The 23,074-nt window shown below is 64.4% G+C and carries 15 protein-coding genes; 7 read left to right on the plus strand and 8 right to left on the minus strand.

All coding sequences use genetic code 11. The features are described from left to right. Positions 1–353: 353 nt before the first annotated feature. From FJ964_RS03775 to hutI, 6 genes are all read right to left on the minus strand, one after another. Entirely contained in the window at positions 354–8,930 is an 8,577-nt protein-coding gene (locus FJ964_RS03775; protein ID WP_140549128.1) for a glucoamylase family protein, read from the minus strand. A 267-nt stretch (positions 8,931–9,197) separates the two neighbouring features. Then, complete coding sequence (locus FJ964_RS03780) at positions 9,198–9,785, minus strand: HutD family protein (RefSeq protein WP_140549129.1); 588 nt, start codon at positions 9,783–9,785, stop codon at positions 9,198–9,200. Positions 9,786–9,796: 11 nt separating this feature from the next. Continuing rightward, complete coding sequence (gene hutU, locus FJ964_RS03785; RefSeq protein WP_181172349.1) at positions 9,797–11,470, minus strand: urocanate hydratase; 1,674 nt, start codon at positions 11,468–11,470, stop codon at positions 9,797–9,799. Positions 11,471–11,495: 25 nt separating this feature from the next. Next, positions 11,496–12,311 carry an N-formylglutamate deformylase gene (hutG, locus tag FJ964_RS03790; RefSeq protein ID WP_140549131.1) on the minus strand — a complete coding sequence of 272 codons (816 nt, stop codon included), beginning with the start codon at positions 12,309–12,311 and terminating at the stop codon, positions 11,496–11,498. 220 nt (positions 12,312–12,531) lie between these two features. Next, positions 12,532–14,067, minus strand: a complete 1,536-nt coding sequence (gene hutH / locus FJ964_RS03795) for a histidine ammonia-lyase (protein WP_140549132.1) — start codon at positions 14,065–14,067, stop codon at positions 12,532–12,534. Continuing rightward, positions 14,064–15,299 carry an imidazolonepropionase gene (gene hutI, locus FJ964_RS03800; RefSeq protein WP_140549133.1) on the minus strand — a complete coding sequence of 412 codons (1,236 nt, stop codon included), beginning with the start codon at positions 15,297–15,299 and terminating at the stop codon, positions 14,064–14,066. The genes hutH and hutI overlap by 4 nt, the downstream gene beginning before the upstream one ends. Positions 15,300–15,395: 96 nt before the next feature. Between hutI and FJ964_RS03805 the strand changes: the two genes are divergently transcribed. Both FJ964_RS03805 and hutC read left to right on the plus strand, forming a co-directional pair. Continuing rightward, positions 15,396–16,751: a formimidoylglutamate deiminase gene (locus FJ964_RS03805; protein ID WP_140549134.1), complete on the plus strand. Its 1,356-nt coding sequence runs from the start codon at positions 15,396–15,398 to the stop codon at positions 16,749–16,751. Positions 16,752–16,764: 13 nt separating this feature from the next. Then, positions 16,765–17,511 (plus strand): histidine utilization repressor, encoded by a 747-nt coding sequence (hutC, locus tag FJ964_RS03810; RefSeq protein ID WP_140549135.1) that lies wholly within the window; start codon positions 16,765–16,767, stop codon positions 17,509–17,511. A gap of 101 nt (positions 17,512–17,612) precedes the next feature. On the opposite strand, the gene FJ964_RS03815 is transcribed toward hutC, so the two are convergent. Beyond that, entirely contained in the window at positions 17,613–17,957 is a 345-nt protein-coding gene (locus FJ964_RS03815) for a RidA family protein (protein WP_140549136.1), read from the minus strand. Between the two features lie 221 nt (positions 17,958–18,178). Between FJ964_RS03815 and aztA the strand changes: the two genes are divergently transcribed. The 4 genes from aztA to FJ964_RS03835 all read left to right on the plus strand — a co-directional run bounded on the left by aztA (position 18,179) and on the right by FJ964_RS03835 (position 21,337). Beyond that, a complete protein-coding gene (gene aztA, locus FJ964_RS03820) occupies positions 18,179–19,012 on the plus strand; it encodes a zinc ABC transporter ATP-binding protein AztA (RefSeq protein WP_140549137.1) in 834 nt (277 codons plus the stop codon). Continuing rightward, positions 19,012–19,887 (plus strand): zinc ABC transporter permease AztB, encoded by an 876-nt coding sequence (gene aztB / locus FJ964_RS03825; protein WP_140549138.1) that lies wholly within the window; start codon positions 19,012–19,014, stop codon positions 19,885–19,887. Before aztA ends, aztB begins: the two co-directional genes overlap by 1 nt. 27 nt (positions 19,888–19,914) lie before the next feature. Next, positions 19,915–20,856 (plus strand): zinc ABC transporter substrate-binding protein AztC, encoded by a 942-nt coding sequence (gene aztC, locus FJ964_RS03830; RefSeq protein ID WP_140549139.1) that lies wholly within the window; start codon positions 19,915–19,917, stop codon positions 20,854–20,856. A 142-nt stretch (positions 20,857–20,998) separates the two neighbouring features. After that, entirely contained in the window at positions 20,999–21,337 is a 339-nt protein-coding gene (locus FJ964_RS03835) for a TIGR01244 family sulfur transferase (RefSeq protein ID WP_140549140.1), read from the plus strand. Here the strand turns inward: FJ964_RS03835 and FJ964_RS03840 are convergent. Next, complete coding sequence (locus FJ964_RS03840; RefSeq protein ID WP_140549141.1) at positions 21,334–21,801, minus strand: Lrp/AsnC family transcriptional regulator; 468 nt, start codon at positions 21,799–21,801, stop codon at positions 21,334–21,336. The two genes, FJ964_RS03835 and FJ964_RS03840, sit on opposite strands and share 4 nt — an antisense overlap. Positions 21,802–21,936: 135 nt before the next feature. On the opposite strand from FJ964_RS03840, the gene hppD reads away from it, so the two are divergent. Further along, positions 21,937–23,049: a 4-hydroxyphenylpyruvate dioxygenase gene (gene hppD, locus FJ964_RS03845; RefSeq protein WP_140549142.1), complete on the plus strand. Its 1,113-nt coding sequence runs from the start codon at positions 21,937–21,939 to the stop codon at positions 23,047–23,049. Positions 23,050–23,074: the final 25 nt, after the last annotated feature.

Below are 23,074 nucleotides of genomic sequence, written 5' to 3' on the forward strand. Positions count from 1 at the left end.
TCAGCTACTCCGCCAAAACATTTATTGTGCACTGCACCATTTCTTGACACGTATCGGTTAACGCGTCGCAAAACAATGCCCGTCTATCCCTTCCGTTCCCGTTTAGCGAACAAAAGATGACGACGATGCGAAATCTCACGTGATCACCTAACGGGTTGAGATAAAAGGTGAAATGTCAGCCTTGCGGCAAAATCATGGCAGCCGCTGAGCGCTGCCACATTTTTAATCACGGGGAACTTGCCCGGCATGCCCCGACCGGGTGCGCCGGCTGCCGAAGCGGAGATCTGCAAATAGACAAAAGACTATCCCGCGCGTTCCGGAGGATGCGCGGGATAGGGTTGAAGCTGTTGATTTTACGAAGGTATCTTCACGACGACTTCGACCTTGCTACCGGCCTTCGGTTGGAAAGACGCGGATTTCGTCTTCGAACCATCGACTTCAAGCGAGATCGACTTGGTCTTTTTGTCGCGGAGGACATGTACCGTGACTTCGGCCCCCAGCATTTTGAGCGTGGCGGCGTAGCCATCCCAGTGGCTGGGCAGTTTCGGCTTAAACGTGATCTGCTTTCCACGCCGCTCGATGCCGAGAATGCCTTCGACCGCCGCCCGGTACAGCCAGCCCGCCGAGCCCGTGTACCACGTCCAGCCACCGCGGCCGCCCTTGTTGTCGCTGGCATTGCCGTCACCGGCGTAGATGTCGGCCGCAACCACGTAGGGCTCGACGCGGTAGCGTTCGGCCGCGGCCTCGTCCAAGGCGTGGTTGACCGGGTTCAGCATCGAGAAGCAGCGATAGGCCTCGTCGTTCAGCCCCATTTCGGCCAGCGCGATGACAAACCAGGTGGCGGCATGGGTATACTGGCCGCCATTCTCGCGAACGCCCGGCGGGTAGCTCTTGATGTAGCCCGGATCCTTCTTCGTCTTCGAAAAGGGCGGCGTGAACAGCTTGAGGATCTTAAGTTCGTCGTCGACGAGCAGCTTGGTCGCCTGCTGCATCGCCGTCGTCGAACGCGCCGGATCGCCCTCGCCCGAGAGCACGCTCCAGGACTGGGCGATGGAGTCGATCCTGCACTCCTGGGATGAGCGCGAACCGAGCGGCGTGCCATCGTCAAAACTGCCGCGCCGATACCATTCGCCGTCCCACGCCGTGCTCTCCAGCGCGCGTTTCAGCGCGTCGGCATGCTTTGCCCAGGCCTGCGCGTGCTTGGCATCGCCCTCCGTCTTGGCCACGGCGGCGAAGTCGCCGAGCGTCCGCAGGAGGAACCATCCGAGCCAGACGCTCTCGCCCTTGCCTTGCTCGCCGACGCGGTTCATGCCGTCATTCCAGTCGCCGCCGAGGATCAGTGGCAGCCCGGCGGGACTGCTGCGCGTAATGGCAAGATCGAGCGCACGCGCGCAATGCTCGTAGAGGGACGCCGTCTTTTTGGAAATCTCGGGCGTGAAGAAGGCATCGTGCTCGCCCTCGCCCAGCGCCTGCCCATCGATGAAAGGCAGTTGCTCCTTCAGGATGGTGGCGTCACCCGTCACCAGCAGGTAGCGCGCGGTGGCATGGGCGAGCCACACCACGTCGTCGGAGATCAGCGTGCGCACGCCCGCCCCGGTGCGCGGCAGCCACCAATGCTGCACGTCGCCTTCGGGGAACTGCCGCCGCGCCGCGTTGAGGATCTGGTCTCGCGCCAGCTTGGGATCGTGCGCCAGCAGGGCCAGCGTGTCCTGCAACTGGTCGCGGAAGCCGAAGGCGCCACTGGCCTGATAGAAGGCAGAGCGGGCGCGGATGCGGCAAGCGAGGCTCTGGTAGGGCAGCCAGTGGTTGACCATGGCGTCGAGCGCCTTGTCCGGCGTTTCGACCTGGATCGTGTCGAGAAAGCCGCGCCACTCGCGCTCGTTGTCGGCCAGACGCTGGTCGAAATCCCTGCCCCGATGCTTGCGCACCAAGGCGCTCGCTTCCGCGGCCGAGCCGGCGTCCCCGAGCAGCCAGAACAGCGTGACGTCGCCGCCGGCCGGAACATCGATGTCGCGAGCGATTGCAGCGCAGGGATCGTCGCCGGCCTCCACGCGGCCTGACAATCCCGCGCCGCTCAGCACCGCCTGCGGAAATTCGCTGGTGCCGTGCCGGCCCAGGAACTCGGTCCGGTCCGCTGTCACCGAATGCACGCCGTCATCAGCGGCGAGGAAGGCGACCCGCTCGCCGAAATCGAGCCCGTAGGGGTTCTGCGCCAGCAAGGCGCCGGTGGCGGCATCGCGCGACGGAACGATGGTCGCCGCCGTGCGCGAGCGATGTCCGCCCAGCACCCATTCGGCATAGGCATAAACGCGCAGCCTGGCCGGCGCCGGGCCGGCATTCTGGATGCGCAGGCGGGAAATCTTCACCGGATCGACCGGGTCGACGACATGGGTGAGGTCCATCGACAGTGAGCCGCGCTTTGACCGGAAGGTGGAGAACCCTTGGCCGTGCCACGTCTCGTAAGTCATCGACGGATCGCGCACCACGGCGGCGAGCGGCGAGAAGGCCCGGCCGCTGGCGTGATCATAGATATAGATGCCCTCACCGGGCCGGTTCGAAACCGGATCGTTCGACCACGGCGTCAGCTGGTAGTCGCGGCTGTTGCGGCTCCAGGTGAAGGCAGCGCCTTCGGCGGAGACGTGGAAGCCGAACGAGGCGTTGGAAATGACGTTGATCCAGGGTTGCGGCGTGGTACTGCGGCCGGCCAGGCGCACGACATAATGCCGCCCGTCGCCCTCGAAACCACCGAACCCGTTCCATTGGCTGAGCCCGTGCCCGTCCGCCGCCAGGGCCTGCGAGCCAAAGGAATGCGTCATAGACGCCAATTCCGGCAATGCCGCCGGCTGCTGGACGTCGCGCGCCTGCAAGGCGGCCACCTCGGCACGCTCGATCTGATCGAAGATGGTGCCGTTGCGCGTGTGCAGAACCACGCGGGCAACCGCAAGCAGCGTCTTATAGGTGGTCTCGTCCATCAGGTCGCGGCGCACCGCGAATATGTGCTGGCGCGGTCCGAGCTCCTTGCCGCGCAAACGGCTGTTCTCGCACAGGGATTCGACCGCTCGCTGCAGGTCCTGCACATAGGAGGAGGCCTGTTCGTTGACGACGACGAAATCGATCATCATGCCACGGGTGCGCATGTACTCCTGGAAACGCAGCGCCTGCGCGACGATTTCGAGATCGGCGACGTCGCCGATCCTGACCAGGAAGATCGGGAAATCGCCGGAGATGCTGGTCGGCCACAGGCTCGACTGCTTGCCCAGTCCCGAAGCGATGGATTCGGCCGGCAGGCGCAGGAACGGATCCGGATAGATCAGATAGCGCGCCAGCTTCTGTACGTTGGCGGCGTCGGCCAGGCTGAGGCCGAGATGCCGGGTCTGGACCTGGCTGCGCGTCCAGGCAAGCATGGCCTGTCGGGCAAAGCTCTCCGGGTGATCGAGCCGGGCAATGGCCTCCTCCAGCTCCGCGCGGTTGGAACCGACGACGGTCCAGAAGGTCAGCGATATCTTCTTGTTGGCGGGCACACGCACTTGCCTGCGCAGCGAGGCGACGGGGTCCAGGGTGAAGCCGGAATGGCCGCCAAGCCGGGCGCCCGGATCGAAAGCCGCAGCGTCGACGATGGTGCGGCCGCGGCCGATGAAGGCGCGCCTGTCGGTCTCGGCTTCGGCGTCGCGCGCCGGACCGGACGGGTCGGTGACGAAATGCACCATCGTCACGTCTGGCTCGCTGGTCTCGCGCTTGCGCCGCGTGGCGAAGATCGCCCCATTGTTTGGGGCAATTTCGGTCTCCACGAACATTTTCGAGAAGGCGGGATGGGCATTGTCGGATACTTCCAGGCCCAGCACCAGCTCGGCGAAGGAGGTCACTTCGATGTGGCGGTCGGTCGGTCCCTCGTTGAACAGCGTCACGCGCCGGCCTTCGCCATTGCCTTCCGAGATGACGATGCATTCGACCTCGGAGCGCAGCGTGCCGACCAGTTTGACGAAGCTCGCCTTGTCGTCGGAGAACAGCGTCTGGGCGCGTTCCTCGGCCGCGCGCTTGGGCTCCGCCGTCGCCGACCACCAGTCGCCGGTGCCGGCGTCGCGCAGGAAGATGTAGGAGCCGAGCCGGTCCTCGGTCGGATCCGGCTGCCAGCGCGTGACGGACAGATCGCCCCACCGGCTGTAGCCGGAGCCCGTCGCGGTGACCATCACCGAATAGCGGCCGTTCGACATCACATTGGTCGAACGCAACGCCCGCACAGGATCGAGCACGATGCGGGTGTCGGGACTCTCGGTTTCGGTCTCGTCCTTCGCCCGTTCGTCCGCCTCGGTCCTGACGGTCGCGGTCGGGATGTCGCGCGGCGCCCTCTCCTGGAGCAGAAGTTCGGCCGACTCGATGACGGGATCGCTGTGGAAACGGTCGCGCAGGCGACCCTCGAAAATGGCATCGGCGACCGCCGCGATCGACATGCCGGAATGGTGGGCCATGTAGTTCTGCACGACGACGTGATCGGTGCCTTCCGGCACGCGCTGCGGCGTGAAATCGACCGCGTCGTAATAACCATGGCGGCCAAGCGCGCCGAGCTCCCGCAGGCGCGCGAGATTCTGCACCGCTTCACGAGGGTTGAATTGCGCAGCGAGCACGGTGGCGTAAGGCGCGATCACCGTGTTCTGGCCAAGACCGCGCTTCAGGCCGAGACCGGGCACGCCGAAATTGGTGTACTGGTAGGTCAGCTCGCGGTCGCGGGCGTTGTAGGCCGCTTCCGAAATGCCCCAAGGCACGTTCTTCTGGCGGCCGTACTGGATCTGGCGCTTGATGATCAGCTTGCTGGTCTGGTTGAGAATCGAACCTTGCGGTTCCTTCATCACCAGCGGCGGCATCAGATACTCGAACATCGAGCCGGACCAGGACATCAGCGCGCCCTGGAAGCCGATCTCGACGATCGGCCGGCCGAGCCGGAACCAGTGCTCGGTCGGCAGGTCGCCCTTCGCGATGGCGAACAGGCTGGTCAGCCGCGCCTCGGAGGCCAGAAGGTCGTAGCAGCTCTCGTCGAGCTGGTGCTCCTCGACCCGGTAGCCGATCGACAGCAGCTTGCGCTCCGGTCGCATTAGGAACGAGAACTCCATCTCGAAGGCGAAACGGCGCGTGCGCTCGCGCAAGGTGAGCAGCTTGGCCCGCAGCGCCTCGACGGCATTGTCGTCGCTGTGGGCGTCGTGGACGTGCGCCTCGCAGGTGGCTTCGAGCCTGGCTGCCCAGTCGACGATGACGTCGCTCTGCGGCGATGCCGCCTCGGTATGGATGGCGGTGGCGAGCTTGCGGATCTCCCCGGCCAGCACGGCCAAATTGATGGTCCGGATAGAGGCCATTTCCGGCTGCGCCTTGATCGTGTCAACGGCGCGCCGCATGCCGTCGAGGCGGTCGGCCAGGCGCTGGCGCAGCGGCCGCAGCTGACGGCGGTCGTCGGGCAGCTCGTCCAGGCTCTCGCCGAGGATAGTCACTGTGTCGAGGATGCCTTCGAAATCGCCCTGGAGATGAACCGACGGCGCCTCGGCCCACTCGGCGCAGGCCGCCGCCACCGCCACCAGATGGCCGGCGAGATTGCCGCTGTCGACAGCCGAGATGTAGAGCGGATAGAGCGGCTTCAGCGTGGTGGTGTCGTACCAGTTGAAGAGATGGCCGCGATTGCGCGGCATGCTCTCGATGGTCGTCATCGTCGCGTCGATGCGGGTTATGGCGTCGGACAGGCTGATCCAGCCGAAATCGCGGGCCGAGACGACCGACAGGAGATAGACGCCGATATTGGTCGGCGAGGTGCGCGGCGCGACCACTGGCGCCGGGCTCTCCTGGAAATTGTCCGGCGGCAGATGATGATGCTCCGCCGTGACGAAGGTTTCGAAATAGTGCCAGGTGCGCCGCGCCACGGTGCGCAGCGTATGGATGTCGGACTGCGATATGCGCAACCGGTCCTCGGTTTCGGCCGAGCGGCTGATCCAGCTGGCGATCGCCGGCGAGCCGATCCAGAACAGCGCGAAGAAGAAGGCGACGAAGGCGCCGGTGGAATCGGCCAGCACCGGAATGGCGAGGCCGACGAAGCCGATGATCACGGCGCCGTACATCATGCCGTAGTAGGAGCCGGTGTCGTTGTCGCCGGCCTTGTGCGCCTGCGAGGCGGTGCGCCATTCCAGCAGGTTCTGCCGACTGACGAACAGCCGGTAGAGCGTGCGCACGATGGCGTCGCCCATCATCCAGGCATTATGCGCCATCAGCACGATCTTCAACGCCACCATGGCGGTGCCGAAGGCGACGTCACGCGCCAGCGCGGAGAAATGGCCGCGCGGCGTCTGGTCACCGCTCTTGGGCAGTATGGCGTTGACGACGTCGAAAGTGGGCGCCATGAACAGGCTGAGGATCAGCAATGCCTGCCATTGTGCTGCCTGCGTGAAGGGCAGCAGCGTCCAGCCGGCGATCGCGGCCATCACCCAGAAGATCGGCGTCAGCGAGCGGCGCAGGTTGTCGACCATCTTCCAGCGCGACAGCGCCGGGACGCCGGAGCGCGGATCGAGGATGAAGCCCAGGAGCTGCCAGTCGCCGCGCGCCCAGCGATGGTGGCGCGAGGCGTCGACCGAATAGCGGGTCGGGTAATCCTCGACCAGTTCGACGTCGGTGACGAGCGCCGAACGCGCCAGCGCGCCTTCGAGCAGATCGTGGCTGAGGATGGTGTTTTCCTCGATGCGGCCCTGCAACGCGGCTTCGAAGGCATCGACATGGTAGAGGCCCTTGCCGGTGAAAGAACCGTCGCCGAAGACGTCCTGGTACAGGTCGGACACCGCAAAGACATAAGGATCGAGGCCGCGATTGGCCGAGAAGACCCGTTGGAAGAACGACGCCTCGTCGCCGCTGGTCAGCGAAGCGGTGATGCGTGGCTGCAGGATCGTGTAGCCCGAGGTGACGACGCGCCTGGTGGCATCGAAATGCGGGCGGTTGAGTGGATGGCAGAGCTTGCCGACGAGCGTGGCGACCGCGTCGCGGGTGGTGCGCGTGTCGGCGTCGAGCGTCATCACGTGGACGACTTTTTCCGGCAGCGGCACATCGAGCGGCAGGAAGGTGGTGTCGCTGTCGCCGCGCAGCAGCAGGTCGAGCTCGTGCAGCTTGCCGCGCTTGCGCTCCCAGCCCATCCAGCATCCCTGAGCGGCATTGTAGAGCCGGCGCCGGTGCAGGAGATAAAAGCGCGGTGCGCCTTCGGCGGGATAGCGGGCGTTGAGGCGGGCGATCTCGTCACGGGCGAATTCGAGGATCTCGGTGTCGGCCGCGTCGATCTCGGTCTTGCTGTCGGGCCAGTCCGACAGCAGGGCGAAGTGGATCTCATCCGCCAGATTGGCGAGATAGTGCACTTCGATGTTGCGGATGTTTTCCTCGACGTCGTCGCGCGAGCCGATCAGCGACGGCACCACCACCAGCGTGCGTGCCTCGGACGGCACGCCGTGCCGATAGTCATAGCCGATAAGGCGCGTCGGCTTGAGGAACAGCGAGACAACGGTGTTGAAGAAAGCGAGCGCGCCTTCGCTGGCCGGCACGGCAAACAGCGCCAGCATCAAGACGATCGAAGGCACAGACAGGCCCAGATTGGCAAGTGCATTGCCGGAAACCACCAGCAGCAGAACGGTCAGCGCAAAGACCGGCAGGACGATGCCCAGCCATCCGGTCTTGGCAAAGGTGCGCTTGACGGTCTGACTGACGGTCGGCCGGTAGCCGATCGCCTTTTCCAGTTCCAGCCGGCGTGGCCCGACAAGGAAAAAACCGACATCCGTGTGCGCGTGCGGAACCGCAACGCCAGCGGCGTCGCCGGCGGCCGATGGATTCTCGTTAGCGACCTGGCCAGCCAGTTCGATCGCCTTTTCGGCGACGCGATATTCCGAGAGATTCGAGCGGCGGGCCAGCTCTTCGATCGCGGTCCGGTACTGGTCACGCGAGAAGAAATCGAGCGCGGCGAAGTCGGTGCGCTCGCGCAGCACCGTGTCGATACGGCTGACGCCCTCGAACCACACCGTCCAGTCGATATCGTTGATGAGCCGCAGGCCGCGTATGATGTTGCCGGTCGTCACATTGCCGCTGGACAGCGTATGATGCTCGGAAATGATGATTTCCTCGGCGTCCGAGCCGGTCTTCTCGAGTTCGCCTTCCAGCCACTCCAGCGCCTTGCCTGCATTCTGCGAGCCGTCCCGCAAGCGATAGAGCAGTTGCGTGGCAAAGGTGGTGTCCTGGGCATGCGCGCTGAAATTGGCCAGGATCGCCTGGCGGTCGCGCGTATCGTCGGTCGCCAGCACCTTGTCTGCGACATCATTGGCGATCTGGCGCATCTGCCGGGTGCGGTTGACCCTCACCGCCAGGCGGCGAAGATTTTCGATCAGAACGAAGCGCAACAGCGACGGTAGCGCCCAGAGTTCGCCGATCTTCAGCGGCTCGACCGACTGGAAGCCCTGGACGATGGCCTTGAACATGGTCGCGGAGACGGAGCTGTCGGAATGCGCCACATAGGTCCAGGCCAGCGCCAGCGCGCGCGGCTCGCTGCCGCCGTCGGGCAGCTTCAGTGTCGGCAATTGGCGATAGAAGCGGCGCGGCAGGTCGCGCTTGACCTGGAAAATGGTTTCCTCGACCAGATAGTTGTTGTCGAGCAGCCATTGCGCCGCGGGCGTGATGGTCTCGCCCCTCGCCTGCGCGGCGTTGGTCGAACGGTAGACTTCGAGGATCTTCTTGGCACTGTCGCGGATGCGGGCCTGGAAATCGAACGGCGTCAGGCCGAACAGATCCGCGAGATCGCCCTTGGCCAGGCTTTCACCGAGCAGCCGAAGGCGTTCCTCTGGCAGGAAAATGGATCTTATCGGTTCTTCCGTGATGGGCGGGAAGCTCGCGCTGGTCTTTTCGATCTGTGCTGGATTCGTCTGAATATTCATTGAAAATTCCGTAAGCGGGCACTCAGCGGCGTCACCGCCACGGCAATGGCCCTAAAACCGATTCAAATGCAATTGGTTGCATGCCCAGCTTTTGCCGAAAATTGTTTCCGCACCACGACAAGGCACCGTCTTTTCGACAGTTTCAAAGACGAACGCCTCTCACTCCCGCCGAGACCGATCGACGGAAAGGATTCAGGCTTTTTCGTGATCCCGGCTGGAGCTTACCCTATATTTCGCCGGCATCGCGATCATGTTTGGAAACAAGCGTTAATCGTTGGCTCGAATGCAATCGATCCGGACCACGAATACTGTCGTGTCGTCGGTCGGCTGGATGCGCAGGCCTGCTGCGGCTGAGGCAGTCAGGAGCGCGTCGAGGTGGCCAAGGCGAACAGGCTCGGCGGCGGAAACCACGACTTCCCCACCCAGGCACAGGACGAGGGTCGCGCGGCTTTCAGTCCCGATTTCCGCAGGGGCCGAAATCACGAGACGTTCGAGCGAATGCCTCATGCGGCCGCGACGGGTCATTACGTTGAGATCGGTGATCGGGCCGGCGATCAGTTCGGCGCCGGTCGGCCGATCGGCCGGAAAGGAAAACGGGGCTGAAGCGGCGGTCAGGCGCGCCGGCGGCTGGCCGGCGACATCAAGAATGATTCCCTCGCCCTCCAGCACCGATAGCGTGCGGTCGATGCCGGCAAAGCTGGAGAACGGCCCGCCCCTCTCGACGCGGGCCATCGAGACACGCCAGTCGAAGGCGTCGAGCCCGGCATCGGCCGGCGAGACGGTGATTTCCGTCGTCACGCCGCCGCCGTTCTTCCATGGCATCGATTTGTATCCGGCTGCCCGCAGGACGCGCATCGGTCGGCCCGTTAGCCCAGGATGCCGGGCAAGTTGAGCTGATGCTCCCTGGCGCAGTCGATGGCGATGTCGTAGCCGGCATCGGCGTGACGCATGACACCAGTCGCCGGGTCGTTCCACAGCACCCGCTCCAGGCGCCTGGCGGCCTCAGGCGTGCCGTCGGCGACGATGACCATGCCGGCATGCTGGGAAAAGCCCATGCCGACGCCGCCGCCATGGTGCAGCGACACCCAGGTGGCGCCCGACGCGGTGTTGAGCAAGGCGTTGAGCAGCGGCCAGTCGGACACCGCGTCCGAGCCGTCCTTCATCGCCTCCGTCTCGCGGTTCGGCGAGGCGACCGAGCCGGAATCGAGATGGTCGCGACCAATGACGACAGGCGCCTTGAGTTCGCCTTTGGCTACCATGTCGTTGAAGGCCAAGCCCAGCCGGTGGCGGTCGCCGAGGCCGACCCAGCAGATGCGCGCCGGCAAGCCCTGGAAAGCGATGCGCTCGCGCGCCATGTCCAGCCAGTTGTGCAGATGCGTGTTGCCAGGCGTCAGTTCGCGCACCTTGGCGTCGGTCTTGTAGATGTCCTCCGGATCGCCGGAGAGGGCCGCCCAGCGGAACGGGCCGATGCCGCGGCAGAACAGCGGCCGGATATAGGCCGGCACGAAGCCTGGGAAGGCAAAGGCGTTCTCAAAGCCTTCTTCCTTCGCCACCTGGCGGATGTTGTTGCCGTAGTCGAGCGTCGGCACGCCGACGTTCCAGAACGCCACCATCGCCTCGACATGCTCGCGCATCGAGGCGCGGGCGGCTTTCTCGACTGTTTTCGGGTCGGAAGTGCGCTTCTCGCGCCACTCAGCCAGCGTCCACCCCTTAGGCAGATAGCCGTTCAGCGGATCGTGCGCCGAAGTCTGGTCGGTGACCATGTCCGGGCGCACGCCGCGCCGCACCAGCTCGGGCACGATATCGGCGGTGTTGCCGACCAGGCCGACCGACTTCGCCTCGCCCGCCTTGGTCCAGCGCGCGATCTTCTCCAGCGCCTCGTCAAGCGTATCGGCACGCTCGTCGACATAGCGGGTGCGCAGCCGGAAATCGATGCGGTCGGGATCGCATTCGATGGCCAGGCAGCAGGCGCCGGCCATGACGGCGGCGAGAGGCTGGGCGCCACCCATGCCGCCGAGGCCGCCGGTCAGAATCCATTTGCCCCTGAGATCGCCGCCATAGTGCTGGCGGCCGGCTTCGACGAAGGTCTCGTAGGTGCCCTGCACGATGCCTTGCGTGCCGATATAGATCCACGAGCCGGCCGTCATCTGGCCGTACATCATCAGGCCTTTCCTATCGAGCTCGTTGAATTTCTCCCAGGTCGCCCAATGCGGCACCAGGTTGGAGTTGGCGATCAAAACGCGCGGCGCGTCGGGATGGGTGCGGAAGACGCCGACCGGCTTGCCCGACTGCACCAGCAGCGTCTCATCCTCGCCAAGCGTCTTCAGCGAAGCGGCGATGCGGTCGAAATCGTTCCAGGTGCGCGCCGCTCGGCCGATGCCGCCATAGACCACCAGTTCGTTTGGGTTTTCGGCGACATCGGGATCGAGATTGTTCATCAGCATGCGCAGCGGCGCTTCGGTCGTCCAATACCTGGCGTTGAGCTTGTCGCCGCGGGGGCTGCGCACTTCGCGGATATTGTGGCGAGGATCGGTCATCATTGTCCCTTTCGGATGGGGCGGTGCGTCAGCGCCCGGCCCAGTCAATGGCGGTTTGAAGAATCTGCTTCAGCGTTTCGCGGATTGGTGCTGCAAACCCGGCATCGTAGGGCACCGGCCAATTGCCCGGCCTGCCCTTCTCGTCGGGCTCGCGCATATAGCCACGGTTGGAGAGTTCCATCTGCAGCGCGTGGACGCCCTCGATCGGCTGGCCGAAGCGGCGTGTGATCCAGCCACCCTTGAAGCGACCATTGACGACCCAGCTCTCGCCCGTCGCGGCAAGGATGGCGGCCACCTTTTCCTGCAATGACGGGTCGGTGCTCTTGCCGTCATTGGTGCCGAGGTTGAACACCGGCAGCGTGCCGTCGAACAGGCGCGGCAGCACCGAGCGAATCGAATGGCAGTCGTAGAGAACGATCTTCCCGTGCATGCCGCGCAGCCGGTCGATCTCGGCCTGCAAAGCGGCATGGTAGGGCGCGAAATAAGTCTCGCGGCGCCGGTCGATCTCGGACGGGGTCGGCTCCTCGCCCATGCGGTAGAGCGGATCACCGTCAAATGTCTCGGTCGGGCACAGGCCGGTTGTGGTTTGGCCGGGGTAGAGCGAAACCCCCGACGGATCGCGGTTGACGTCGATGACGGTGCGCGAGATCGCGGTATGGACGACAGTGGCGCCGAGATCGGTGGCGAAGTCGTAGAGCTTGTCGATCCACCAGTCGCAGTCGCGCCGGCCAAGCCAGGGTGACACCAGCCGGCCGTCGAGCCCGGCAAGGTCGACGCCGGTGTGCGGGATCGAGACCAGCAGGGGTGCGGTGCCGCGCGTGACCGTGAGCCAGGAAGGTGTCATGCGAGATCTCCGCAAACTGGCGCTCTACGGCGCCCCCCTCTGCCCTGCCGGGCATCTCCCCCACGAGGGGGGAGATTGGCAGTTTCGGCGCCTCGCTCAAACCTGCAACGTTGGAGATTGGCGAAAGCCTCGATGACAGCCAATCTCCCCCCTCGTGGGGGAGATGTCCGGCATGACAGAGGGAGGCGCGAAGGGACGCGGCCTACCATGGCGAGCATTTTCATGAAGCAATCCCCGGCAGCGCCACCGCGCTCGCCGCCTTCACCGCCGCACCGCTGCGCACCATGGCGATGGCTTTCTCCATGTCGGGATGGAAATGCCGGTCGTTGTCGAGATGCGGCACCTCGGCCCTGACCAATTTGCGCACTGCTTCGAGCGCGGTGCTGGAGGCGAGCGGCGCGTGGAAGTCACAGCCCTGGGTCGCGGCCAGCAACTCGATACCGATGACGGCCGTGGCGTTCTCGACCATGCCCATCAACCGCCGCGCACCGTGCGCCGCCATCGAAACGTGATCCTCCTGGTTGGCCGAGGTCGGGATCGAATCGACGCTTGCGGGATAGGCCTTCTGCTTGTTTTCGGAAACCAGCGCTGCCGCCGTCACCTGCGGGATCATGAAACCGGAATTCAGGCCCGGCTTCGGCGTCAGAAAGGCCGGCATGCCCGACAGCGCCGGGTCGACCAGCATGGCGATGCGGCGCTCCGACAGCGAGCCGATCTCGCAGACGGCGAGTGCGATCATGTCGGCGGCGAAAGCCACCGGCTCGGCATGGAAATTACCGCCCGACAAGGCCGTGTCGTCCTCGGCGAAGATCAAGGGGTTGTCGGTGACGCCATTTGCTTCCGTGCCGAGCGTGTCGGCCGCCTTGCGCAACACGTCGAGGGCGGCCCCCATCACCTGCGGCTGGCAGCGCAGGCAATAGGGATCCTGCACGCGCTCGTCGCCGACGCGGTGGGATTCTCTGATGGCGCTGCCGGCCATCAGATTTCGCAGCGCACCCGCCGTCTCGATCTGGCCGCGATGCTTCCTCAAGAGATGGATGCGCGGATCGAAGGGAGCGTCCGAGCCCTTGGCGGCGTCGGTGGACAATGCTCCCGCGACCAGTGCCGACTGATACAGAACTTCGGCCTCGAACAGCGCTGCCAGCGCGTATGCGGTCGAGAATTGCGTGCCGTTGAGCAGCGCCAGCCCTTCCTTGGCGCCAAGGACGACGGGCTCCAACCCATGCGAGACGAAGGCGACCTTGGCCGGGAAGCGGCCATGCGGAGTGAAGCATTCGCCGACGCCGATCATCACGGCCGTCATGTGCGAAAGGGGCGCGAGGTCGCCGGAGGCGCCGACCGAACCTTGCGCCGGCACCACCGGAATGACATCGTTGGCCAGCATCGCTTCCAGCAGCTCGATGGTGCGCGACCGCACGCCGGAGGCGCCTTGCGCCAGGCTGGCAAGCTTCAAGGCCATCATCAGCCTGCAAACGGCGACCGGCATCGGCTCGCCGACGCCGGCGGCGTGCGAGAGCACGATGTTGCGCTGGAGCGCTTCGAGATCCTGGGCAGGAATGCGGACGCTGGCCAGTTTGCCGAAACCGGTGTTGATGCCATAGACCGGCTCGCCCTTGGCGACGATGCGTGCGACAGCCTCCGCACTCGCCCTGATCTTTGGCCGGCAGGCATCGTCGAGCCTGGGTACGGCGCCGCGATAGATGGCGCGCCAGTCGGCCAGGGTCACGTTGCCGGGCTGCAGTACGAGTGCGGTCATTGTCCTCTCCAGATGCGCGCGTGCAAGGGGTTGAAGCCCATGCGGTAGACGAGTTCGGCCGGGCGCTCGATGCTCCAGATCGCAAGATCGGCGGATTTACCCGCCTCCAGCGTGCCGGTCTGTCCGAGCAGGCCCAGCGCGCGGGCGGCTTCGCGGGTCACGCCCGCAAGGCATTCATCGACCGTCATGCCGAACAGGGTCGCCGCCATGTTCATGGTCAGCAGCAACGACGTCAGCGGCGAGGTGCCGGGATTGTTGTCGGTGGCGACGGCCATCTTGACGCCATGCCTGCGGAATAATTCGATCGGAGGTTTCTTCGTTTCGCGAATAAAATAGTAGGCGCCGGGCAGGATGGTCGCCACGCTGCCCGATCTGGCCATTGCCGTCGCACCTGCCTCGTCGGTATATTCGAGATGATCGGCCGACAGCGCGCCATAGCGCGCGGCGAGCTCGGCGCCATGCAAGTTCGACAATTGGTCGGCATGGAGTTTTACCGGCAGGTCAAGCGCCTTGGCGGCGTCGAAGACCCGTGCCATCTGCTCGATCGAAAACGCGATGCCTTCGCAGAAGCCATCGACGGCGTCGGCAAGCCCGTCGGCAGCGATGGCCGGCAGGATCGTGGCGGCGACGAGATCGATAAAGGCGTCCTTGTCGCCCTTGGCTTCCGGCGGCAAGGCATGGGCACCGAGGAAGGTCGTGCGGATCGTCACCGGGCGCTCTGCGCTCAAACGGCGCGCCGCGCGCAGCGACTTTTTCTCGTTTTCCAGGTCAAGGCCATAGCCGGACTTGACCTCGATGGTGGTAGCGCCCTCCGCAATGAGCGCATCGAGACGTGGCAGTGTCTGGGCGACCAATTGGTCCTCACCCGCGGCACGCAAGGCCCTGACCGACGAGACGATGCCGCCGCCGGCCCTGGCGACCTCCTCATAGGTGGCGCCGGCGAGCCGCATCTCGAATTCGTTGGCGCGGTTGCCGGCATGGACGAGATGGGTGTGGCAGTCGATCAGGCCGGGCGTGATCCAGCGGCCCTCGCAATCGACGATCTCGGCATGCTGCTCGAACGCCGCCGGAATATCGGCTTCGGCGCCGGCATAGACGATGATGCCGTCACGCGCGGCGATGGCGCCCTTTTCGACGACGCCCTGCCCCGCCGCCCCTTCGGCAAAGGTCGCCAGGCGCGCATTGCGCCATATGCGAACCGCCGCCGTCCGGCCCTCTCTCTCTCCAGCCATCATCTTTTCCCTTTGAAAGGATGGCAGTTATGTATATACATATTAAAAAGCACCGCAAGTGCTATTGTCATCATAAGCCAGGATTCGGAGAACAAATTGACGACGATCTTTGCGGAACAGGCGCTTCTGCCGGAAGGCTGGCGAAGCAATGTGCGCATCGCGCTGGGCGAAGGGCGCGTTGCGGCAATCGACGCCGGGGTTGCGCCGAACGTCGGCGACGAGCGCCACGCCATCGTCCTGCCGGGCATGCCCAACCTGCACAGCCACGCGTTCCAGCGCGGCATGGCCGGGCTTGCCGAACTGCGCGGCCCGTCGGCCGACAGTTTCTGGAGCTGGCGCGAGGTGATGTACCGTTTCGCGCTGTCGATGACGCCCGATCAGGTCGAGGCGGTCGCCGCCCAACTCTATGTCGAGATGCTGGAGGCCGGCTTCTCGCGCGTCGGCGAATTTCATTATCTGCATCACGACCGCGACGGAAAGCCCTACGCCAACATCGCCGAAATGGCCGAGCGCATCGCGGCCGCCGCCGCCGAAACCGGCATAGGCTTGACGCTGCTGCCGGTCTTCTATGCGCACTCTTCTTTCGGCGGCGCGGCTCCCAGCGAAGGCCAGCGCAGATTCATAAATGATGTGAACCGGTTCTCACGCCTGGTTGAGAAGTCTAGCGAATGCGTTCGCGCCTTGACTCAAGCGGTCATCGGCGTCGCCCCCCATAGTTTGCGTGCCGCGACGGTCGAGGAGTTGCGACAAGTCGCTGCGATGGCGCCGGGCGGACCGATCCACATCCACGTCGCGGAACAAGTGAAGGAGGTCGAGGACTGCATTGCCTGGTCGGGCGCGCGTCCAGTCGAATTTCTGCTTGGCCATGCCGATGTCGACCCGCGCTGGTGCCTGATCCATGCCACCCATATGACCGATGCCGAGACCGTGGCGATGGCAAAGAGCGGCGCGATCGCGGGGCTGTGCCCGATCACCGAAGCCAATCTAGGCGACGGCACTTTTGCGGCGCCGCTGCTCACGCAACATGGCGGCCGCTTCGGCGTCGGCTCCGATTCCAACGTGCTGATCGGCCTGCCGGACGAGCTTCGGCAACTCGAATATTCGCAGCGCCTTGCCCACCGCGCCCGCAACGTGCTGGCGGTCGCCGGCGGCTCGACGGGCCGCGCGCTGTTCGACGCCGCGCTTGACGGCGGCAGCGTCGCCCTTGGCGCCGGCGTCTCGCGGATCGCCATTGGCGCATCCGCCGATCTCGTCTCGCTCGATGCAGAAAGTCCCTCGCTCGCCAGCAAGACCGGAGACGCGATCCTCGACGCCTGGATCTTCGCCAACGGCGCCAAGGTCGATTGCGTCTGGGTGCACGGCCAAAGGCAAGTCAGCGGCGGCAGGCACGCCAGGCGCGACGCCATAGCGGCGCGTTTCCGCAATGTCATGACCGCGCTTTCGGCAGGCTGATCAGGGACATCCCATGAGCATGGTGGCGACAGCGGAGACGGAGGGCGGCGAGACGGTGTCGCTGCATCAGCGCATCCTGTCCGACATAAGCGAGAAAATCCTGTCCGGCGCCTGGGCGCCTGGGCATCGCATCCCGTTCGAGCACGAGTTGACGGCCGAATATGATTGCTCGCGCATGACGGTGAACAAGGCGCTGTCGCAGCTTGCCAAGTCAGGACTGATCGAACGCCGTCGGCGCTCAGGCAGTTTCGTGCGCCAGCCGCAATCGCAGGCGGCGGTGCTGGAAATCCATGACATCAGGATCGAGGTCGAAGCGCTCGGCCTGCCCTATCGCTACGAGCGGCTTGCGCGCCTGAAGCGGCGCAGCAGCGCGCAAGACCGGGCGCTGCTCGGGCTTTCCGCCTCGGGTTCGGTGCTATCGCTGGAATGCCTGCATTTCGCCGGAGAACGGCCCTTCGCGCTTGAAGAGCGGCTGATCAATCTCTCCGCCGTCACGGAAGCCGACGAGGAAGAGTTCCTCGACATTGCGCCGGGTCCATGGCTGATCGGCCGTGTGCCGTGGAGCGAGGCCGAGCATCGCATTCGTGCCATTGCCGCCGACGAGCGTGTTGCCGAGGCCCTCGACATCGGCCTTGGCGCGGCCTGTCTTGTGGTCGAGCGCCGGACATGGAGTGCCGAGCACCCGGTCACCCATGTGCGCTTCACCTATGCAGCCGAGAGCCACACGCTTGTGGCAAGGTTCACGCCGTCACAGGGATAGCGCCTGCGAACCTCCCCTTGCGGCGAGACGGGTGACGGTGAGCACCGCCCCCCACCCCGCTGCTGCGCAGCGACCCTCCCCACAAGGGGAGGTTAAAGAGCTCAGATCGCCGCGGTGATAATGATCTCGACCAGATATTGCGGACCGGCGAGCTTGGCTTCGCCGGTGGCGCGGGCGGGCGTGTGGCCCTGGGGCACCCATTTGTCCCATTCCGAGTTCATCTCGGCGAAGGTGCCCATGTCGGCCAGCCAGATGATCGCCTGGACGATCTTGGTCTTGTCGGTGCCCGCCTTGGCCAGCAATTCGTCGATCGTCGCCAGAATATCGCGGGTCTGCGAGGCGACATTGCCGCCGGGTTCGCCAACCTGGCCGGCCAGATAGACGGTGTTGCCGTGAATGACGATCTGGCTCATGCGCGGGCCAACATCGATGCGACGAATGCTCATGGTAGGTTCCTTCCTTTGTGGTCGCGCCTCTTTAGAGTTGGCATCGGCTTCGGGCAAGGCCGAGCGCTCCAAATCCCCTTGGACCAGCGGCGCCGGAGAGTCACGGCAAGTTGAGCCGGCAGCCACAATTCCGCTCGATTGGCTTGTTGACTAATGTAATAACATCACATATCCAGTCGACGCTGCCCGGCAGCCGCACTTCCGCCCCCACGGACCGTCAAATGACCGAAACCTGCCTGACATTCCGTGACCTGACGCTTGGCTATAACAGCCATCCGGCGATTCATCATCTGGACGGCGTCATACGCAAAGGCTCGCTGACCGCGGTCGTTGGCGCCAACGGTTCGGGCAAGTCGACGTTGATGAAGGGCATCGTCGGCGTGCTGAAGCCGATGGCCGGCGCCGTGACGCGGGCGCCCGGCGTGCGCGCCGCCTATCTGCCGCAGCAGTCGGAACTCGACCGCAGCTTTCCGGCCCGGGTCGTCGATCTGGTCTCGCTCGGCCTGTGGCCGAAACGCGGGCTGCTCGGCCGCCATACGAAGGAGGATCGCCGATCCGTCAGCGAGGCGCTGATGGCGGTCGGTCTTGGCGGCTTCGAGACACGCCCGATCGACACTCTGTCGGGCGGCCAGTTGCAGCGCACTTTGTTTGCCCGCGTGCTGTTGCAGGATGCCGATCTCATCCTGCTCGACGAGCCGTTCAACGCCGTCGATGCAAAAACGGTGGGCGATCTCATCGCGCTGATCAAGCGCTGGCATGGCGAGGAACGCACCATCATGGTCGTCGTCCACGACCTCGACCTTGTCCGGCAGAATTTTCCCGAGACGCTGCTGCTGGCCCGCCAGCCTGTCGCCTGGGGCGAGACGAAGGAGACATTGCGGTCCGACAATCTCCTGCGGGCCAGGCGCTTCCATGAAGCATGGGAAGAGAACGCGCCGTGGTGCGAGCCGGGCGGGCACGATCATGACCATGACGGACATGATCACGATCATGACGAGCCTGCCCACGCGCAGGACCATCACCACCATCATGGCGCTGGACCAAGGGCTGCCTGATGAGCTTCCTTTACGACCTCTTCATCGCGCCTTTCGCCGATTTCGCGTTCATGCAGCGGGCGCTGTTCGGCTCGCTGATGCTGTCGCTCGGCGCCTGTCCTGTCGGCGTCTTCCTGATGTTGCGGCGCATGAGCCTCTCGGGCGACGCCATGGCACATGCCATCCTGCCGGGCGCCGCCGCCGGCTTCCTGCTTTACGGGCTGGAAATCCTGCCGATGACCATTGGCGGCCTGATCGCCGGCATCGTCGTTGCGCTCGGCGCGGGCGCCGTCTCGCGATTCACCATCCAGCGCGAGGACGCTTCGATGGCGGCCTTCTACCTGATTTCGCTCGCCGTCGGCGTGCTGATGGTTTCGATCCGTGGCTCCAGCGTTGACCTCATGCATGTGCTGTTCGGCACGGTGCTGGCGCTCAACGACGAAGCGCTGACGCTGATCGGCGGCATCGTGCTGGTGACGCTTGCCAGCCTCGCCGTCTTCTGGCGAGCCCTGGTCGCCGAATGCCTCGACCCGCTGTTCCTGCGCTCGGTCAGCCGGTGGGGCAGTCCGGTGCATTTCATTTTCCTCGGCCTGGTCGTGCTCAATCTCGTTGGCGGCTTCCAGGCGCTGGGCACGCTTCTGTCGGTCGGGCTGATGATGCTGCCGGCGGCAGCCGCCCGTTTCTGGACTGTCCGCGTCGAACCGATGTGCGTGCTGGCCGTGTTGATCGGCTTTGCTTCCTGCATCGCCGGACTGCTTCTATCCTACCACGCCTCACTGCCTTCCGGCCCAGCCATCATCCTGTCGGCCGGCGTCGTCTATTTCGCCTCGATCGTGTTCGGCACGCGCGGCGCGCTGCGCGCCCGCATCGTCCATCACCGTCATCGGACGGCCTGATTCATTCACCTCTGAAGGAGACCGCCCATGTTGAAATCGTTCCGCGCCGCCCTGGTGATGAGCGTTATAACATTAACTGCTTTCGGCGCATCGTCGGCCTTTGCGGCGCCCTTGAAAGTGGTCGCAAGTTTCACTGTCATTGCCGATTTCGCCAGGAATGTCGGCGGCGACCGCGTCAACATCACCACGATCGTGGGACCCGACGGCGATGCGCATGTCTACGAGCCGAGCCCGGCCGATGCGGTCGCGATGGCGGGCGCCGATCTGGTGCTGGTCAACGGCTTGCATTTCGAGGGCTTTTTACAGCGCCTGGTCGATGCCAGCGCCACCAAGGCCTCGATCGTCACCTTGACCAAGGGCGTGACGCCGATCGATTTCAAGCCGGAATTCGCCGATGCGGACGCAGCCGAGGGCGCGGGTACCGGCGGCGGCAAGACGGTCACCGATCCGCATGCCTTCCAGTCGATCGCCAACGCCAGGATCTATGTGAAGAACATTGCCGAGGCGTTCTGCGCGGCCGACAATGACGGCTGCGTCAGCTACCAGACCAATGCCGCGGCCTACACAAAGAAGCTCGACGCGCTCGAAGGCGAAGTGAAGGCGGCGATCCAGTCCATCCCCCAGGCGAAGCGCGTCGTCATCACCTCGCATGACGCGTTCGGCTATTTCGAGCACGAATACGGCCTCATCTTCCTCGCGCCGCAGGGCATCTCGACGGACTCCGAGCCGTCGGCCGCCGACGTCGCCAAGCTGGTCGAGCAGGTCAAGCAGGACAAGGCGGCGGCGATCTTCGTCGAGAACATCACCAACCCCCGCCTGATCGAGCAGATCGCCAGCGAGACCGGCATCAAGGTCGGCGGCACGCTCTATTCGGACGCGCTGTCGCAGCCCGACGGCCCGGCCTCGACCTATATCGACATGATGCACAACAACATCACGCAGATCAAAGGCGCGATCCTCGGCAGTTGAGCCGTTCGCTCCAACCGGGCCCAGAGACCCGGTTGGATTTTCCAGTCGGCACTCGCTATTTGGCAGAGAAATCCCTCGGCGTGGATTGCCGCCCGCGCCGGGGAGTGGCAAGACTGCCCAACCAGATTGCGAGGACACCACAATGGAATACCGCCAGATAAGCGAGGACTATTCGGTCTCGGGCCAGATCCAGCCCGAGGACGTCGCCGCCATCAAGGCAGCCGGCTTCAAGAGCGTGATCTGCAACCGGCCGGACGACGAGCAGCCCGGCCAGCCTTCGGCCGACACGCTCAAGGCCGCAGTCGAGGCTGCCGGGCTTGCCTTCCGCTACATCCCCGTCATCAGCGGCCAGATCACGGCCGAGAATGTCGAGGACCAGGGACAAGCGCTCGACGAGTTGGAAGGCCCGGTCTTTGCCTATTGCCGTTCCGGCGCCCGCTGCACCAATCTCTATGGGCTGATCCAGCAGTCGAAGGGTTAGATCGGCAGCGCGCCCGTTTCCTTGAGCGTCTCGAGCACAATCGCCGTCTTGACGTGCTGCACGGATTCGTGCGGCAAGAGTACGCCATTGACGAAATCCGACAGCGATTTCAGGTCAGGCGTGACAACTTTCAAGATGTAGTCCATTTCGCCGGTCAGCGCGTGCGCCTCCTGCACTTCGGGCAGCCGCGCCACGAGTTCGCCGAAGCGCCGCGCATTGTCGCGGTTGTGAGTGGCCAAGGTCACCGAGATGACGTTGACCAGCGAAAAGCCCAGCCGGTCGCGGTCAAGCACGGCGCGATAGCCCTTGATGTAGCCGTCCTCCTCCAGCCGCTGGCGGCGGCGCGAGCACTGCGAGGCCGAGAGGTTCACCCGCTCCGAAAGATCGTTGTTGGTGAGCCGCGCGTCACCCTGCAACAGCGCCAGTATCTTGCGATCAAACTGATCAAGGCGCGCGTCATCCATGATATTTTCTCAGATCGTGCACATTTCACGCATCAGGTAAACATTTCAAGCGTTTGAATGCAAGCACCGTGCGGCGCGCCGGCGCTATGATGACATGAGACGGCCTAGGCCAATGCCCGCTCCCGGAGGATAATCATGGGTCCCTTTCCGCACGACGCTCCACCCGCCAAGATCAGCAAGGCCAACCCCGCCGGCACCGATGGTTTCGAATTCGTCGAATTCGCACATCCGGAGCCGCGGAAGCTGGCCGAATTGTTCACCCGCATGGGTTATGTAGCGGTGGCAAAGCACCGCACCAAGGACATCACCGTCTGGCGCCAGGGCGACATCAACTATGTCGTCAACGCCGAGCCGGGCTCGCATGCGATGAAGTTCGTCGACAAGCACGGCCCATGCGCCGCCTCGATGGCATGGCGGGTCGTGGACGCCAAACATGCCTTCGAACACGCTGTATCGAAAGGAGCCACGCCCTACGAAGGCGCAGACAAGGCGCTTGACGTGCCGGCGATCGTTGGCATCGGCGGCTCGCTGCTCTACTTCATCGAAACCTATGGGGAGAAGGGTTCGGCCTATGATGCCGAATTCGGATGGCTGGGCAAACGTGACCCCAGGCCGGAAGGCGTCGGCTTCTATTTCCTCGACCACCTCACGCACAATGTCTATCGCGGCAACATGGACAAATGGTGGGATTTCTACCGCGACCTGTTCGGCTTCAAGCAGATCCATTTCTTCGACATCGACGGCAAGATCACCGGGCTGGTCAGCCGGGCGATCACCTCACCTTGCGGCAAGATCCGCATTCCGCTCAACGAATCCAAGGACGACACCAGCCAGATCGCCGAATATCTGAAGAAGTACAATGGCGAGGGCATCCAGCACATAGCGGTGGGAACCGACGCGATCTACGAGGCAACCGACAAACTTGCCGCCAATGGGCTGAAATTCATGCCCGGCCCGCCGGAGACCTATTATGAGATGTCGCATGCACGCGTGAACGGCCATGACGAGCCGATCGAACGCATGAAGAAGCATGGCATTTTGATCGACGGCGAAGGCGTGGTCGACGGCGGCACGACGAAGATCCTCTTGCAGATCTTCTCCAAGACCGTGATCGGACCAATCTTCTTCGAATTCATCCAGCGCAAAGGCGACGAAGGCTTTGGCGAAGGCAATTTCCGCGCACTGTTCGAATCGATCGAGCAGGACCAGATCAAGCGCGGCGTGATCAAGGTGCAGGCGGCGGAATAGTCTGATGGACTCGGAGTTCTTGCGG

The organism is Mesorhizobium sp. B2-3-2, assembly GCF_006442295.1.
Taxonomy (GTDB): domain Bacteria; phylum Pseudomonadota; class Alphaproteobacteria; order Rhizobiales; family Rhizobiaceae; genus Mesorhizobium.

Coding starts and splice junctions, on each gene's coding strand:
- aztB (WP_140549138.1), top strand. CDS start 19,012: ATGAGCTTCCTTTACGACCTCTTCATCGCGCCTTTCGCCGATTTCGCG.
- hutG (WP_140549131.1), bottom strand. CDS start 12,311: ATGACACCTTCCTGGCTCACGGTCACGCGCGGCACCGCACCCCTGCTG.
- hutC (WP_140549135.1), top strand. CDS start 16,765: ATGAGCATGGTGGCGACAGCGGAGACGGAGGGCGGCGAGACGGTGTCG.
- hutU (WP_181172349.1), bottom strand. CDS start 11,470: ATGATGACCGATCCTCGCCACAATATCCGCGAAGTGCGCAGCCCCCGC.
- aztA (WP_140549137.1), top strand. CDS start 18,179: ATGACCGAAACCTGCCTGACATTCCGTGACCTGACGCTTGGCTATAAC.
- FJ964_RS03780 (WP_140549129.1), bottom strand. CDS start 9,785: ATGCGCGTCCTGCGGGCAGCCGGATACAAATCGATGCCATGGAAGAAC.
- aztC (WP_140549139.1), top strand. CDS start 19,915: ATGTTGAAATCGTTCCGCGCCGCCCTGGTGATGAGCGTTATAACATTA.
- hutI (WP_140549133.1), bottom strand. CDS start 15,299: ATGGCTGGAGAGAGAGAGGGCCGGACGGCGGCGGTTCGCATATGGCGC.
- FJ964_RS03775 (WP_140549128.1), bottom strand. CDS start 8,930: ATGAATATTCAGACGAATCCAGCACAGATCGAAAAGACCAGCGCGAGC.
- hppD (WP_140549142.1), top strand. CDS start 21,937: ATGGGTCCCTTTCCGCACGACGCTCCACCCGCCAAGATCAGCAAGGCC.
- FJ964_RS03815 (WP_140549136.1), bottom strand. CDS start 17,957: ATGAGCATTCGTCGCATCGATGTTGGCCCGCGCATGAGCCAGATCGTC.
- FJ964_RS03840 (WP_140549141.1), bottom strand. CDS start 21,801: ATGGATGACGCGCGCCTTGATCAGTTTGATCGCAAGATACTGGCGCTG.
- hutH (WP_140549132.1), bottom strand. CDS start 14,067: ATGACCGCACTCGTACTGCAGCCCGGCAACGTGACCCTGGCCGACTGG.
- FJ964_RS03835 (WP_140549140.1), top strand. CDS start 20,999: ATGGAATACCGCCAGATAAGCGAGGACTATTCGGTCTCGGGCCAGATC.